The 14,923-nt window shown below is 60.4% G+C and carries 12 protein-coding genes; 7 read left to right on the top strand and 5 right to left on the bottom strand.

All coding sequences use genetic code 11. The annotated features are described in order from the left end of the window. From KO1_RS21380 to KO1_RS21355, 6 genes are all read left to right on the top strand, one after another. A complete protein-coding gene (locus KO1_RS21380) occupies positions 1 to 1,236 on the top strand; it encodes a PucR family transcriptional regulator (RefSeq protein ID WP_024273903.1) in 1,236 nt (411 codons plus the stop codon). Further along, positions 1,233 to 2,471, top strand: a complete 1,239-nt coding sequence (codA, locus tag KO1_RS21375) for a cytosine deaminase (RefSeq protein ID WP_004100106.1) — start codon at positions 1,233 to 1,235, stop codon at positions 2,469 to 2,471. Before KO1_RS21380 ends, codA begins: the two co-directional genes overlap by 4 nt. A gap of 145 nt (positions 2,472 to 2,616) precedes the next feature. Further along, positions 2,617 to 3,606 (top strand): LacI family DNA-binding transcriptional regulator, encoded by a 990-nt coding sequence (locus KO1_RS21370; RefSeq protein ID WP_024273902.1) that lies wholly within the window; start codon positions 2,617 to 2,619, stop codon positions 3,604 to 3,606. A 121-nt stretch (positions 3,607 to 3,727) separates the two neighbouring features. Then, a complete protein-coding gene (locus KO1_RS21365) occupies positions 3,728 to 4,537 on the top strand; it encodes an inositol monophosphatase family protein (RefSeq protein WP_004100102.1) in 810 nt (269 codons plus the stop codon). A gap of 107 nt (positions 4,538 to 4,644) precedes the next feature. Next, positions 4,645 to 6,006 (top strand): MFS transporter, encoded by a 1,362-nt coding sequence (locus tag KO1_RS21360; RefSeq protein WP_004100101.1) that lies wholly within the window; start codon positions 4,645 to 4,647, stop codon positions 6,004 to 6,006. Positions 6,007 to 6,031: 25 nt separating this feature from the next. Further along, positions 6,032 to 7,300 (top strand): histidine-type phosphatase, encoded by a 1,269-nt coding sequence (locus tag KO1_RS21355; protein ID WP_024273901.1) that lies wholly within the window; start codon positions 6,032 to 6,034, stop codon positions 7,298 to 7,300. Positions 7,301 to 7,349: 49 nt separating this feature from the next. Here the strand turns inward: KO1_RS21355 and mtnA are convergent, their stop codons facing one another. Then, positions 7,350 to 8,378: an S-methyl-5-thioribose-1-phosphate isomerase gene (mtnA, locus tag KO1_RS21350; protein ID WP_024273900.1), complete on the bottom strand. Its 1,029-nt coding sequence runs from the start codon at positions 8,376 to 8,378 to the stop codon at positions 7,350 to 7,352. A gap of 102 nt (positions 8,379 to 8,480) precedes the next feature. On the opposite strand from mtnA, the gene mtnK reads away from it, so the two are divergent. Further along, positions 8,481 to 9,680, top strand: coding sequence for an S-methyl-5-thioribose kinase (gene mtnK, locus KO1_RS21345; protein ID WP_004100097.1), 1,200 nt, complete (start codon positions 8,481 to 8,483; stop codon positions 9,678 to 9,680). A 227-nt stretch (positions 9,681 to 9,907) separates the two neighbouring features. On the opposite strand, the gene KO1_RS21340 is transcribed toward mtnK, so the two are convergent. From KO1_RS21340 to KO1_RS21325, 4 genes are all read right to left on the bottom strand, one after another. Next, positions 9,908 to 11,149, bottom strand: a complete 1,242-nt coding sequence (locus KO1_RS21340; protein ID WP_004100095.1) for an LVIVD repeat-containing protein — start codon at positions 11,147 to 11,149, stop codon at positions 9,908 to 9,910. 75 nt (positions 11,150 to 11,224) lie between these two features. After that, positions 11,225 to 12,289, bottom strand: coding sequence for a sugar ABC transporter substrate-binding protein (locus KO1_RS21335; protein ID WP_004100093.1), 1,065 nt, complete (start codon positions 12,287 to 12,289; stop codon positions 11,225 to 11,227). 20 nt (positions 12,290 to 12,309) lie between these two features. Further along, on the bottom strand, positions 12,310 to 13,308 hold the full coding sequence (locus tag KO1_RS21330) for an ABC transporter permease (protein ID WP_004100091.1): 999 nt from the start codon (positions 13,306 to 13,308) through the stop codon (positions 12,310 to 12,312). Beyond that, a complete protein-coding gene (locus KO1_RS21325) occupies positions 13,305 to 14,807 on the bottom strand; it encodes a sugar ABC transporter ATP-binding protein (protein WP_004100089.1) in 1,503 nt (500 codons plus the stop codon). Before KO1_RS21325 ends, KO1_RS21330 begins: the two co-directional genes overlap by 4 nt. Positions 14,808 to 14,923 lie beyond the last annotated feature (116 nt).

Raw genomic sequence — 14,923 nt, 5'->3', positions numbered from 1 at the left:
ATGAGCCTGACGGTGGGCGAAATCCTCGCCCTTGATGGGCTTTCCGCCATGCGCCTGCGCGCCGGTAAGCAGGGGCTACAGCTGGCGGTGCGCTGGTACTACGTGGCGGAAAATGAAAATATCGCCGAATGGATTATGGGCGGGGAGCTGGTGTTCATCACCGGGATCAACCATCCCCGCGATGAAGACAACCTGATCCATTTGCTGATGGAGGGCAAGCAGCGCGGGATTGCCGGGATGGTGATCCTCACCGGCGATGCGTACATTCAGGCGATCCCGCCGCGCCTGATTGCGCTGGCCGATGAACTGGGCATACCGCTGATCGAACAGCCCTATCTGCTGAAGATGGTGATCGTGACCGAACGCATCGGTACCGCGCTGGTGCGCAGCGAAAACGCCCTGCAATCGCAGCGCGATATTCTGCTGCAGCTGTTAACCGGCGACTTTCCCGACCTGCAAATTCTGCATCAGCGCGCGCTCCACCAGCAGCTGGACTTTACCCGGCCGCTGCGGGTAGCGGCGCTGCGGCTGGAAGGTATCCAACGCCTGTTTCGTCAGTTTCCGCCGGAGCAGGCCGAGGCCTGGCTGCAGCAGGCCCGCCGCACCGTACGCCAGCGCCTGCAGCAGCAGCTCAATCAGCAGGGCAATCCCTTTCCGCTGGTCGAGCGCGGCAATATGTTTCTCTTCCTGCTGCCGGATGAAGAGGGCGAGTTTTATCAGCAGAAAACGTGGCTCCAGACGTGGCTGCATGCGCTGGCGGAGGGCGACGACGGGCTATCGCTGCTGTGCGGCCTTTCGGCGCCGGTGCAGCAGCTACAGGAATATCAGCGCGCGCTGTCGCAGGCCCGTCAGGCGTTGGACCTCAGCGATAGCCTGCGTCCGGCCCAGCGTATCAGCGACTACCAGCAATTGGGCTTTATCAAGCTGCTCTCCGCCGTCGGCGACCCTGGGCTACTGAGCGATTTTATGCACGACACCCTCGGCTGTCTGATCGAACCCGATCGCAAAAGCCCATGGCTGCTGATGGAGACGCTGGAAACGCTGCTTCAGGAGAGCGGCAACGTGGTCCGGGCCGCCGAGCGGCTGGGTATCCACCGCAACACGCTGCATCAACGCATTCAGCGTATTGAAAAGCTGACCGGCTATCCGGTCAGCCATCCGCAATTTCATCTCAACGCCTCGGTCGCCCTGGCGATCTGGCGTATGTCGCAAAACCATTTACGGGAACAACCATGAAAATTATCAACGCGCGTCTGCGCCAGCAAGAAGCGCTTTATACCCTTGAGCTAGAGGACGGTCTGTTTAAGAGCATCACCGCGCAGACCGCCGTGCAGACGGCTGACGCCGACGATATCGACGCAGAGCAAAAGCTGGCGATCCCGCCGTTCGTCGAGCCGCATATTCATCTCGATGCCACCCTGACGGCGGGCGAGCCGGAGTGGAATATGAGCGGTACCCTGTTTGAGGGCATCGCCCGCTGGAGCCAGCGTAAAGCGAGCGTCACCGTCGAAGATACCCGCCAGCGGGCGCTGAAAACCATCGGCATGCTGCGCGACAACGGCGTGCAGCACGTGCGTACCCACATTGATGTTACCGACCCTTCCCTGACCGCCCTTGAGGCAATGCTGAGGGTGAAAAAGGAGGCGGCTCATCTTATCGATCTGCAGATCGTCGCCTTCCCGCAGGAGGGCATTGAGTCCTTCCCCGGCGGACGCGAGCTGATGACCCGCGCCATCGAAATGGGCGCCGACGTGGTGGGCGGTATCCCGCACTACGAAAACACCCGCGATAAGGGCGTCAGCTCGCTGGTTTTTCTGATGGACCTGGCCCAGCGCCACGGCTGCCTGGTGGACGTGCATTGCGATGAAACCGACGATCCGCAGTCGCGCTTTCTGGAGGTGCTGGCGGAAGAGGCCCGGGTGCGCGGCATGGGCGCGCAGGTCACCGCCAGCCATACCTGCGCTATGGGTTCTTACGATAATGCCTACTGCTCGAAGCTGTTCCGCCTGCTCAAAGCGTCGGGCATCAACTTTATCTCCTGCCCGACCGAAAGCATTCACCTGCAGGGGCGCTTCGACAGTTGGCCGAAACGCCGCGGCGTGACGCGGGTGGCGGAGCTGGACCGCGCCGGGATCAACGTCTGCTTCGCCCAGGACTCCATTCAGGACCCGTGGTACCCGCTGGGCAACGGTAACATCATGCGCATTCTCGACGCCGGGCTGCATATCTGCCATATGCTGGGATACGAAGATTTGCAGCGCTGCCTCGATCTGATTACCGATAACAGCGCCCGCACGCTGTGCCTCGGCGATAACTACGGTATTGCCGAAGGGCGCCCGGCGAACCTGCTGATCCTCGATGCGGAAAACGACTATGACGCGCTGCGCCGCCAGGCAAAAGTGCTGACCTCCATTCGTCACGGCAAAATCATTTTGCAGCGCCAGGCGGAGCAGATTCGCTATCCGGCATAAGCCTGACGTTGGCGCGGTACCTGTGCCGCGTCAACCCGCTGCTCGGCCGAGGATTTATGTGGTACCTTCTTACTACTTTTTCCGTGCCGACGATGGGCTCCTGCGTCGGCGCGGGCTCACTGAGGACAACCCGTACCCTGATACTATGAGCGAAAAAAAATGGATTAAGGCAGAGGACGTTGCCCGGCTCGCTGGCGTCTCCCGTTCCGCAGTTTCCCGCACCTTTACCCCCGGCGCGTCGGTGGCGGAAAAAACCCGCCAGAAGGTTCTCGCCGCGGCGGAAACGCTGGGTTATCAGGTGAATATCATCGCCCGCACGATGAACACCGGCAGCAGCAACTTTATCGGCATCGTCACCGCCGGATTTGATAACCCGTTCCGCAGTAAGCTGCTGTCGCCGCTGGTCCACCAGTTGGCGCTCAACGGTTTTATGCCGCTGCTGATGAACGCCGACGATCCGCAGCAGCTCGCCCCGTCGCTCAGACAGTTGCTGAGCTATCACGTCGCAGGCGTCATTATTACCTCCGGGGCGCCGCCGCTGTCGCTGGCGGAGGAGTATCTGGAGCGAAAAATCCCGGTCACCCTTATCAACCGCCACGCCGACCTGGCCGGCTGCGATCGCGTGTGCAGCGACAACGCGCAGGGCGCGAAGCTGGTCGCCGACCTGTGTACTCAGCGCCAGTGGCGCCAGGCCGGGTTTATCGGCGAAAGTCTGGATAACTTCAGCACCCGCCAGCGCTACGAAGCGTTTGTTGCCCATAGCCAGGGCATGGAGATCGCCGCGCACTTCTGCGACAGCAGCGGCTATCAGGCGGGATTTGCCGCCGCCAGACAGCTGCTTGCCGCACATCCGCAGCTGCAGGCGCTCTTCTGCGCCACCGATATGCTGGCGCTCGGCGCCCTGGACGGTCTGCGGGCAGACAACCCCGCCGCTTCGCTACCCGCTATTATCGGCTTCGATGATATCCCGCAGGCGGACTGGCAGCCCTATCAGCTGACTACCGTGCAGCAAAATACTGCCCTGCTCGCCCACCATGCGGTGGATCTGCTGGTCACGCGGATCGCCAAATTCAGTCTGCCGTCACGCCATCGTGAAGTGCCGGTGAAACTGATCGTTCGTCAAAGTGCAAAATGAAAAATTCATTTTATGCCGGAGCGATCACAGAATAATTTTTTTAATCCATCCACACTCATTTTGCCCTTCGGGGCTGTTTTTTTCAGGCAAATTGCACACGTGTGCAAAATAGGGAGTTACGATGAAATCACTGGAATTACATGAACTGCAGGCCCGCTACCGCCTGGCCTGCGAGCTGGCGCAGGCCGGCGCGGAACTGGCGTTCGAATTCTATCAGCAGCGCGACCGGCTGGCGGTGGATCATAAAGGCGATGACCTGCAGGACGTGGTCAGCGTCGCCGATAAACAGGTCGAAGCGTTTGTGAAGCAGCGCATTATGGACGCCTTCCCGCAGGACGGCTTTCTCGGCGAAGAGAGCGGAACGCAGATGCCGGACGCCCGCGTCCTGTGGGTTGTCGATCCTATCGACGGCACCAGCTGTTTTCTTAACGGCCTGCATACCTGGTGCCTGTCGCTGGCTATCGTCGCCGACGGGGAACCGGTTATCGGCGTGGTGTACGACCCCAACCATCGCGAGCTGTTCCACGCCCTGAAAGGCCAGGGCGCATGGCTTAACGATGCGCCTGTCGCGCCGCATCCGGGTGCGACGGTCAAAGAGGGAGTGATGGGCGTCGGCACCTCGCACCGCGTGACGCCTGCGCTCTTTCTGCCCTTCCTCGATGCGCTGCTGAGCGACGGCGGGATGTTTATCCGCAACGGCTCCGGAGCGCTGATGAGCGCCTGGGCGGCGGCAGGCAGGCTTATCGGCTACTACGAACCGCATATGAACCCCTGGGACGGGCTGCCGGGGCTGGTGCTGATGCGCGAAGCGGGCGGCCTTAGCAACGATTATCTGGCAAACGACGGGATTCGTCACGGCAACCCGCTGCTGCTGGCCAGCAAGACGCTCTACCCACAATTAAAAAACATGCTTTGTCACCCATTACCTTAACCGTATCGGGTCAGGCTTTATCTGATTATGTACTCTACACAACGACGATAAACCTCATGGACGAACCACACTAATCAGTCAGGCCTCCGACCTTCGGAGATACCATTATGTCTGGAAGAATTATCGCATTTTTTCGCGCTTCGCCGCCCAAAGCGGGCGGAGAGTTCGATGAACGGCGCTTTCGCAGCGTGCGCTGGCAAACCTTTATCACCATGACCCTGGCGTACGTCACGTTCTACGTTTGCCGGCTATCGTTCACCGTCGCCAAAAGCGCGCTGGTGGAACTCGGCATAACCCCAACGGAGCTGGGCATGATCGGCTCAACGCTATTTTTCAGCTACGCCATCGGCAAGCTGGTTAACGGCTTTATTGCCGATCATGCCAACGTAGTGCGCTACATGAGCCTTGGGCTACTGCTAAGCGCCGGAATGAACCTGATGATGGGGATGACCAGCAACGCCATGCTGCTGGCAATCTTCTGGGGGATTAACGGCTGGGCGCAGTCGATGGGCGTTGGCCCGTGCGTGGTATCGCTGGCGCGCTGGTACGGCTGTAAAGAACGAGGCACTTTTTACGCGATCTGGTCGACGGCGCATAACATCGGCGAAGCGATGACCTATATGGTGATCGCCGCGGTGATTGCCGGATTCGGCTGGCAGATGGGCTACCTGTCGACCGCCGCGCTCGGCGCCGCCGGGGTGGTGCTGATGCTGTTGTTTATGCGCGACTCGCCGCAAAGCTGCGGCTTCCCGCCCATCAACGTCATTCGCGATGAACCGCAGGAGGAGACGGAAGCCCGCGGCTCGGTATTTAAAAACCAGCTGCTGGCGCTGCGTAACCCGGCCCTGTGGACGCTGGCCCTGGCCTCGGCGTTTATGTATATCGACCGTTACGCGGTGAACTCGTGGGGGATCTTCTTTCTGGAACAGGATAAAGCCTACTCTACTCTCGAAGCGTCCGGGATTATCGGGGTCAACGCTATCGCGGGTATTGCCGGAACCATTATCGCCGGGATGCTCTCCGACCGCTTTTTCCCGCGTAACCGCAGCGTGATGGCCGGGTTTATCAGCCTGCTCAACACCGCCGGCTTCGCGCTGATGCTCTGGTCGCCGCACGGCTACTACACCGATATTCTGGCGATGATTATCTTCGGCGCCACCATCGGAGCGTTGACCTGCTTCCTTGGCGGACTGATCGCGGTCGATATTTCATCGCGTAAAGCCGCGGGCGCCGCGCTCGGCACTATCGGTATCGCCAGCTACGCGGGGGCGGGACTCGGCGAGTTTCTCACCGGCATCATCATCGATAAAACCTCGATGATCGAAAACGGCAAAACGCTATATGACTTCAGTACGCTGTCGCTGTTTTGGGTAGGCACCGGCCTCGTGTCCGCGCTATTCTGTTTTACCACCGCTGCGATTGTCGCCAGGCGACACGCGATAGAACGTCAGACCTCATTCTCGTCATAACCTTTTAACTTATAAGGAAGATTTTATGATGCCTGTACGACATCAGGTTTTGCTACGCCTGCTGCTTACCTGCGCTCTGCCGCTGCTGGCCGCACCGGGCCATGCCGCCACGCAGTATGCGCTGGAAAAAGTGGTTGAACTCAGCCGCCACGGCATTCGTCCGCCGACCGAGGGCAACCGGGAGGCCATCGAAGCCGCGACCCAGCGTCCGTGGACGCAGTGGACCACCCACGACGGCGAGCTGACCGGCCACGGCTATGCCGCCGTCGTCAATAAGGGGCGCGATGAGGGCGCGCGCTTTCGCCAGCTGGGGCTACTGACGGCGGGCTGCCCGGCGAGCGGTGAGATTTATGTACGCGCCAGCCCCCTGCAGCGTACGCGGGCCACCGCCCAGGCGCTGGTGGACGGCGCCTTTCCCGGCTGCGGCGTGATGATTCATCACGTCAGCGGCGACGCGGATCCGCTGTTTCAGACCGACAAATTTGCCGCCACGCAAACCGACCCCGCCCGCCAGCTGGCGGAAGTGAAGAAGAAGGCCGGCGATCTGGCGCAGCGTCGGCAGGCGCTGGCTCCGGCAATTCAGCTGCTGAAAAACGCGGTCTGCGTACCCGATAAGCCCTGCCCGGTGTTTGATCTACCGTGGCAGGTGGAGCAGAGCAAAAGCGGCAAAACCTCGATTAGCGGACTGAGCGTGATGGCCAATATGGTTGAGACGCTGCGTCTGGGGTGGAGCGAGAACCTGCCTCTCAGCCAGCTGGCGTGGGGCCATATTACCCGTTCCAGCCAGATAACCGCCCTGCTGCCGCTGCTGACGGAGAACTACGATCTCAGCAACGATGTGTTTTATACCGCGCAAAAACGCGGCTCGATTCTGCTCAACGCCATGCTTGAAGGGGTAAAAGAGGGCGCCGCGCCGAACGTGCGCTGGCTGCTGCTGGTAGCGCACGATACGAATATCGCCATGGTGCGGACGTTAATGGACTTTAGCTGGCAGCTGCCAGGGTACAGCCGCGGCAATATCCCGCCGGGCAGCAGCCTGGTGCTGGAACGCTGGCGCGATACCCGCAGCGGTCAACGCTACCTGCGCGTCTACTTCCAGGCGCAAAGTCTGGACGATTTGCGCCGCCTGCAAACGCCGGATAGCCAGCATCCGCTGTTGCGCCAGGAGTGGCGTCAGGCGGGCTGCCAGACGACCGATGTCGGGACGCTGTGCCCTTACCAGGCGGCGCTGACCGCGCTGGGCCGCAATATCGATCCGCAGTCCGCTCCGGCGGTGGAGATGGTGCTGCCATAAATAAGTAGAAGGCGAAGCTTTGGCGGTCGCTTCGCTTTTTGGCTCAGGTTCAGGCTTTTTCTGGTTTGAACGCCCCGGCGGCGACCTGCTCCGGGGTGACCACGCCGCTATCCAGCACCCAGCCGCTGACTAACGTTGCGGGCGTGACGTCGAACGCGGGATTGTAAACCGCAGCCTCTTTCGGCGCCCACTGCACCGCGCCAAAGCTGCCGGCGACGCCGGTGACTTCGGCGGCTGCCCGCTGCTCAATCGGGATCGCCGCGCCGTTCGGGCAATGGCGATCCAGGGTAGTTTGCGGCGCGGCTACGTAAAACGGGATCTGGTGATATTTTGCCAGAACCGCCAGCGAATAGGTGCCGATTTTATTGGCTACGTCGCCGTTGGCGGCAATACGGTCAGCGCCCACCCAAACCGCATCGACCTGGCCCTGCGCCATCAGGCTGGCGGCCATCGAATCGGTAATCAGCCGATACGGCACCCCCAGCTCACCCAGCTCCCAGGCGGTCAGGCGCCCGCCCTGCAACAGAGGGCGCGTTTCATCCACCCAGACGTTTGCCACTTTCCCCTGCTGATACGCCAGCGCAATCACCCCCAGCGCGGTGCCGACGCCCGCCGTCGCCAGGCCGCCGGTATTGCAGTGGGTCAACAGGCGGCTACCCGGCGTCACCAGCGCGCTGCCCGCCTCGGCGATGCTGGCGCAAAGCTGTTTATCCTCGGCGATCAGGCGCAGCGCTTCCGCTTCCAGCGCCTGCGGATAGTGCTCCTTCGCCAGCGCCAGCTTCATGCGATCCAGATTATTCATCAGGTTCACCGCCGTTGGACGCGCGGCGCGCAGCGTCTCCAGCGCCTCAGATAGCGCATCGCGGGTCAGACCGCGCCGCGCCAGCAGCGCCAGCAGCAGGCTGGCGGACAGGCCAATCAACGGCGCGCCGCGTACCCGCAGGGCGTGAATATGGTCCACCAGCAATTCGACGTTATCCGCCGCCAGCCAGCGTTTTTCCTGCGGTAAGGCCTGCTGGTCAAGAATAAAGAGCTGATTTTCGCTTACCCGCAGGCTGGTGGTCTGTAGTGTCTGCATTTAGTTAAATCCCTGTTGCGTTGTTGTATCACATTGTGTCAGGATGAAATCCAGAAGTATAGACGTCTGAACGGCTTAATCAGAATTTTGAGGATCGAGGCAATGTCGCAATACCATACTTTCACGGCCAGCGATGCGGTGGCTTACGCCCAACAATTTGGCGGTATCGATAATCCGACAGAACTGGTGTCCGCGCAGGAAGTGGGCGATGGCAACCTCAACCTGGTGTTTAAAATTTTTGATACCGAGGGCGTGAGCCGGATTATCGTTAAGCAGGCGCTGCCCTACGTGCGCTGCGTAGGAGAGTCCTGGCCGCTGACCCTTGACCGCGCGCGCCTTGAGGCGCAAACCCTGGTGGCTCACCATCAGCACTGCCCGCAGCACACGGTGCGGATTGTGCATTTCGATCCCGAGCTGGCGGTGATGGTGATGGAAGATCTTTCCGATCACCGCATCTGGCGCGGTGAGCTGATTAACAACGTTTACTACCCGCGCGCCGCCAGCCAGCTGGGGGAATACCTGGCCCAGGCGCTGTTCCACACCAGCGACTTTTATCTGCATCCTCACGAGAAAAAGGCCCATGTGGCGCAATTTATCAACCCCGAGATGTGCGAAATTACCGAGGATCTGTTCTTTAACGATCCGTATCAGGTTCATGAGCGCAACAGCTATCCATCAGCGCTGGAAACCGACGTCGCCGCCCTGCGAGAAGATACCCAGCTGAAGCTGGTGGTGGCCGCGCTGAAGCACCGGTTTTTCTCCCATGCCGAAGCGTTACTGCATGGCGATATTCATAGCGGCTCAATTTTCGTCGCCGAAGGCAGCTTTAAGGCCATCGACGCCGAGTTCGGTTTTTTCGGCCCGATTGGCTTCGATATCGGCACCGCCATCGGCAACCTGCTGCTCAACTACTGCGGCCTGCCTGGGCATCTGGGCATTCGCGATGCCGCCGCCGCTCGCGAACAGCGCCTCAACGATATACAGCAGTTCTGGACCACCTTTGCCGAGCGTTTCCAGGCGCTGGCGGCGGAGAAATCCCGCGACGTGGCGCTGGCCTGCCCCGGCTATGCCTCCGCGTTTCTGAAAAAAGTGTGGGCCGACGCGGTCGGCTTCTGCGGCACCGAGCTGATTCGCCGCAGCGTCGGGCTATCGCACGTGGCGGATATCGACGCTATCCCGGACGAAGCCATGCGTCATGAATGCCTGCGCCACGCCATCACCCTGGGTAAAGCGCTGATTGTGATTGCCGATCGCATCGACAGCGTGGATGAGCTGATTGCGCGAATTCGCCAGTACGGTTGAATCTCCGTCCAGCCTTTCCCGGCTCGCGCTGCGCTTAGCCGGGCTACGAGTGCACCGCCGTCTGTGGGCCGGTAGCCCGGACAGGCGCGTCAGGCGCCGCCTCCGGGTATTGGCCTCTTTCCCCGGAGGCGATGCTTCGCATCTGTCCGGGCTACGGGGGCACCACCGTCTGTAGCCCGGTTAAGGCGTTTGCGCCGCGACCCGGGAAGGCAACAACCCACCATCCCCTACCCCAGATACTCAATCACCGACAGCCCGCCGTTATAGTCGGTGCTGTAGATTATTCCCTGAGCGTCGACGAACACATCGCAGGACTGGATCACCCGCGGACGACCGGGGCGGGTATCCATCATTTTCGCCGGCGCGGCGGGCACCAGCGCCCCGGTTTCCACCGGCCGATAAGGGTTGGAAATATCGTAAGCGCGAACGCCCGCGTTCTGATAAGTGGCGAAAATCAGCGTTGAGCTGACAAAGCTGCCGGGGCGATTCTCATGCAGGTTATGTGGACCGAAGTGCGCACCTTTCGCCACGTAATCAGCTTCATCCGGCTGCGGGAAAGTGGCGATACTCACCGGATTTGTCGGCTCGCGAATGTCGAACAGCCAGATCAGCTTCTCCCCATCCTGCTGGTTATCCAGTACCGCCTCATCAAGCACCACCAGCAGATCCCGGTCCGGGAGCGGCAGCGCGGTGTGGGTACCGCCGCCAAACGGCGGGCTCCAGTTACGGTGGCTGATTAGCTTCGGCTGAGAGCGATCCTGCACATCGAGCAGGGTCAGGCCGCCGTCGCGCCAGCTGCCGTAGGCGGTGTCGCCGGCGATAATCGCGTGATGCAGGGCATAGCGCTTACCTTCCGGCCACTGCGCGGTCTCCCCCGCCGCCTGGTTCATCCCCGGCAGCCACCAGCGCCCGGCAACTTCCGGCTTACGCGGGTCGGCCAGGTCGATAGTCAGGAAAATATAGTCGCTAAAGCCGTCAATCAGCGCGGAAACGTAGGCCCAGCGCCCGCCGACGTACCAGATTCGGTGAATACCGATGCCGTTAAGCGACAGAAAGGCGATCTCTTGCGGTTTATCCGGGGTGGAGATATCAAAAATCCGCAGCCCGGCGCTCCAGCCCTTCTCCCGTACGTCGCTGACTGTCTCGCCCACCGAACGGGTGTAATAAACCTTCTCGTCGGCGAAGCGGGCATCGGCGAACAGATCCCGGGCGTTGATCACCAGCAGCAGATCGTCGTGCGCCTGTAAATGGACGTTCCAGGTACCGGGTGGCGCGGCGATGTAATTGACCGTTCGCGGATTTTTCGCGTCACGTACGTCCACTACGGAAAAGCCCTGCGATACCATATGGCCAATATAGGCATAACCCCGATGTACCATCAGCTGGACGCCGTCCGGGCGTCCTCCCTGATCGCTATGTCCAATCAGCCGCATATTGCGGCTGTATTCCGGGCGCGGTAATTCAGCCACATAACCTCCTGTTGCCGGGCAGCGCTGGTTCCCCTCTACCGCTGGCAGAGGATACCTGACAGCCGCCGGACGCTATTATTTGTTTTTCGCTTCGAGAGTGGCAAACCACGGGGCGATAAAGTCTTCAGTCTGGCCCCAGCCTGGAATAATTTTACCCAGCGAAGCGACGTTGACCGCTCCCGGCTGCGCCGCCAGCAGCGCCTGCGGAATCGCCGCCGCTTTAAAGTCGTAGGTTGCAGGGGTTGGTTCGCCGGCAATCTTATTGGCGATCAGACGCACGTTAGTGGCGCCGATAAGCTTCGGATCCACCGCTACGCTCACCTTCCACGGACTGCCGGATTCGCGCATCAGCTGCAGATCCTGGTTAGAAATATCGATGCTGTAGAGTTTGATCTCGCTGCGACCGTTCTCTTTCAGCGCTTTATAAGCGCCCTGGCTGAACGCGTCCCAGGTTCCCCAGATAGCATCAATTTTACCTTTCGGGTATTTCGCTAAGATCGCCCCAACCTTGTTGGCCGTATCGCCCTGCACATCGGATGAGACGGCGCCGATCGATTCCAGCTCTTTGATGCCGGGATTTTGTTTAAGCAGCGTCTGATAAGCCGCCTGGCGACGCTCCATCGGCGGGAAACCCGCGACCCACAGTTTGACGATATTGGCTTTGCCGTTGAAATCTTTCACCAGTTGGCCAAAGGAGAGCTCGGTCAGGGAAGCGTCATCCTGCTGGGTGACGGTGACGCCCGGGATCTGACCGTTTACCGCGGTATCGAAGACCGAGACTTTGATCCCGGCGTCCACCGCTTTTTTCACCAGCGCGGTGGCGTAGGGATCGCGTCCCTGAGAAAGAATAATGCCGTCGTATTTCTGGCTAATCGCCTGGTTAACGAAGTCCTGGAATTTGGCGTCATCACCGTTGCTGAGAAAGGTGCTGATTTTAAAGCCGAGCTTTTTGCCCTCCTGGACCGCTCCGGAGACAAACTGGGTGGTGTTATCGTCGGAGCCCAGGTTGCGGATCACCGCAATGCGAATCGGCCCGCTATGGTCGGCGATCGCTGTCGGAAGCGGCGCCGGGGTTTCAGCAAAAGCTGCCGTCGCGTTAAACAATCCCAGCGCGATGAGTGAAAGCGTTATCTTTTTCATAGTGTTTACCCTGTAAAATTTTAGGTACGGCGCTGAAAATAGGTCAGTGCGAGCGCGCCAGCCAGCACCAGCCCTTTAATAATGTCCATCGCGTAATAGGGAACCGAGAGCATCACCAGTCCATTGGAGAGCACGCCTAAAATGACCGCCCCCACCAGCGTACCGAGCGCGTTCGGCTTACCGGAACCGGCCAGCGAGAAGCCAATCCACGCCGCCGCCACCGCATCCATCAGATAGCCGCCGCCGGCGTTCACCTGCGATGAGCCGATGCGCGACGCCAGCAGAATGCCGCCGAGCCCCGCCAGCAGGGAGGCGATCACGTAAGCGGCGACTTTGTACCGGGTGATCCGCAGACCCGAGAGGCGCGCCGCTTCCGGATTGCCGCCGATGGCGTACATCCGCCGGCCGTGAGTGGTCAAGGAGAGCGCCAGCTGGGCGACAACGGTCACCACCAGCATAATGATGACTATCGTCGGCACCTGTCCGAGCGAACCAAACGCCGCCGGAATCGCGCCTTCCGCCATATCGCCGCTCGGCAGCACCATATTTTCGGTGATCGACCCGCCGTAGCTGTAAGTCATCGCCACGCCCTGAATCACGAACAGGCTGGCAAGCGTCGCCAGCATGTCGGGTATACGCAGGATCACAATCAGAAACGCGTTGAACAGCCCCACTAAGGTACAGAGCGCGAGGGTGACAAGAATTGCCTCGGTGGTGCCGAAGCCGTGCCAGACAAACAGCGAAATCACCAGCGCATTGGCCAGCGAGGCGGTGGAGCCTACGGACAAATCGAAGCCGCCGATGGTCAGGGATATCGATACGCCGATAGCGATCACCGTCACGATGGCGATAGATCGCAGGATATTGATGATGTTAAACGGGTCGAGGAAGTTGTCCGATGCCAGACCAAAAACGGCGATCAGCAGGACGACGGTCAGCAACATGCCCCATTTGTAGAGAAAATCGAAAAATCGCTGACGGCCAGAAACCGCCGCGTTAACTGCCAGGGCTTTACTCACGCTGCTGCTCCTCCGGTGGAGTAATAAAGAATGTTTTCTTCCCGGGCCTCCGCGCCCGCAATTTCCGCCACGATGCGTCCGTCCCACAGCACGCAGATGCGATCGCACAGGCCGACCAGCTCGGCGAATTCGCCCGAGGCGTAAATCACCCCTTTGCCTTCCCGCGCCAGGCCGTCGATCACATTGAATAAATCCGTTTTGGCTTTGACGTCGACCCCTTTGGTCGGCTCATCGAAAATCAGGACGTTGGCGTTGCCGCGCAGCCATTTGCCAATCGCTACCTTTTGCTGATTACCGCCGGAGAGCCGGCGCAGGCTCTGCGCCGGGCCTGAAGTCCGAATGCCTACGCGGGCAATCACCTCTTCCGCCCAGCGCCAGGCCTGACGATGGCCAAACAGGCTCCAGCGGGAGAAGCTGCTATCGGCGCTGACCGCCAGATTCATCGCCACCGGCTCCTCGATAAAAATGCCCTCCTTGCGCCGCTCTTCCGGCACCAGCGCCAGGCCGCGCGCTACCGAGTCCGCCGGGTCACGCGGTCGCCACGGCTGACTATTCAGTTCGCCGCGCGTCAAACGACTTTTGCTGGCGCCAAACAGCGCCTTGCACAGCTCGGTTTTGCCGGCGCCCGCCAGTCCGGCGATCCCCAGAATCTCTCCCTTGCGCAAACGCAGGGAGATATCCTGCAATAACCCTTCGTCGTGCAGCCCTTCCACCTGTAGCAGCACCTCATCGCTATGGGGCGGCCGCTTCGGCGGGAAGATATCGCTCAGCTCATGACCGAGCATTCTCTCGACGATCTGTTCGCCGCTGAGATCGGCCATCGGCCCGCTCTCAATCAGTCGGCCGTCGCGCAGCACCGTCAGGGTGTCGCAAACGGCTTTTAATTCATGAATGCGGTGCGAGATAAACACAATGCCAAGGCCCTGCTGTTGCAGGCGGCGAACCACCGCAAACAGGCGCTCGCTTTCGTTTTGGTCCAGCGGCGCGGTTGGCTCATCGAGGATAAGAAAGCGGCAGTGATGCGACAGGGCGCGAGCCAGCAGGATTTGCTGTTTTTCCGCCAGCGTGCAGCTGTCGATGGAGCGGCGCACATCGAGGCTGACGTCAAGCTGAGCCAGCGCCTCGCGCGCCAGCTGGCGCAGCCGTCCCCAGCGGAAGGCGAGCCCCGGTTCCGCCAGCCTGTCGAGCATGATGTTTTCCGCGATGCTCAGGCCCGGAACCAGCGCCACGTCTACCTCCTGCTGCACCAGATGAATCCCCAGCTGTTTAGCATCGCGCGGCGAGCGAATGCTCACCGGCTGGTTGTTAATCACCACCTCGCCTTCGTAATGGGCGTGGGTGCCGCACAGCACCGCCATTAGCGTGGACTTGCCTGCGCCGTTAGCGCCGGTCAGCGCATGCACCGAGCCCCCTTGCAGGGTAAAAGCCACGTTGCTGAGCGCCCGAAAGCCGGAAAAGGCCAGGCTAATATTTTGCATCTCAAGGCGATTGCCGGTCATCCCCTGCACCCTGTCGATTAATCTTCTGATTTAACGAATTTTTCATAGCTGCCCTTGACTGACAAATGCATAAAAGGCATAAGATAAAGCGAAATAATATTAGCCATCTGGATGTC

Source organism: Klebsiella oxytoca NBRC 105695 (assembly GCF_001598695.1).
Taxonomy (GTDB): Bacteria; Pseudomonadota; Gammaproteobacteria; order Enterobacterales; family Enterobacteriaceae; genus Klebsiella; species Klebsiella oxytoca.
Note: the sequence above shows the minus strand (reverse complement) of the source record. Positions and strands in the feature narration are given on the sequence as shown.

Excerpts from the sequence above, each read along its gene's own strand:
- KO1_RS21365 (WP_004100102.1), top strand. The coding sequence starts at position 3,728 with ATGAAATCACTGGAATTACATGAACTGCAGGCCCGCTACCGCCTGGCC.
- KO1_RS21325 (WP_004100089.1), bottom strand. The coding sequence starts at position 14,807 with ATGACCGGCAATCGCCTTGAGATGCAAAATATTAGCCTGGCCTTTTCC.
- mtnK (WP_004100097.1), top strand. The coding sequence starts at position 8,481 with ATGTCGCAATACCATACTTTCACGGCCAGCGATGCGGTGGCTTACGCC.
- mtnA (WP_024273900.1), bottom strand. The coding sequence starts at position 8,378 with ATGCAGACACTACAGACCACCAGCCTGCGGGTAAGCGAAAATCAGCTC.
- KO1_RS21360 (WP_004100101.1), top strand. The coding sequence starts at position 4,645 with ATGTCTGGAAGAATTATCGCATTTTTTCGCGCTTCGCCGCCCAAAGCG.
- KO1_RS21380 (WP_024273903.1), top strand. The coding sequence starts at position 1 with ATGAGCCTGACGGTGGGCGAAATCCTCGCCCTTGATGGGCTTTCCGCC.
- KO1_RS21370 (WP_024273902.1), top strand. The coding sequence starts at position 2,617 with ATGAGCGAAAAAAAATGGATTAAGGCAGAGGACGTTGCCCGGCTCGCT.
- KO1_RS21335 (WP_004100093.1), bottom strand. The coding sequence starts at position 12,289 with ATGAAAAAGATAACGCTTTCACTCATCGCGCTGGGATTGTTTAACGCG.
- KO1_RS21355 (WP_024273901.1), top strand. The coding sequence starts at position 6,032 with ATGATGCCTGTACGACATCAGGTTTTGCTACGCCTGCTGCTTACCTGC.
- codA (WP_004100106.1), top strand. The coding sequence starts at position 1,233 with ATGAAAATTATCAACGCGCGTCTGCGCCAGCAAGAAGCGCTTTATACC.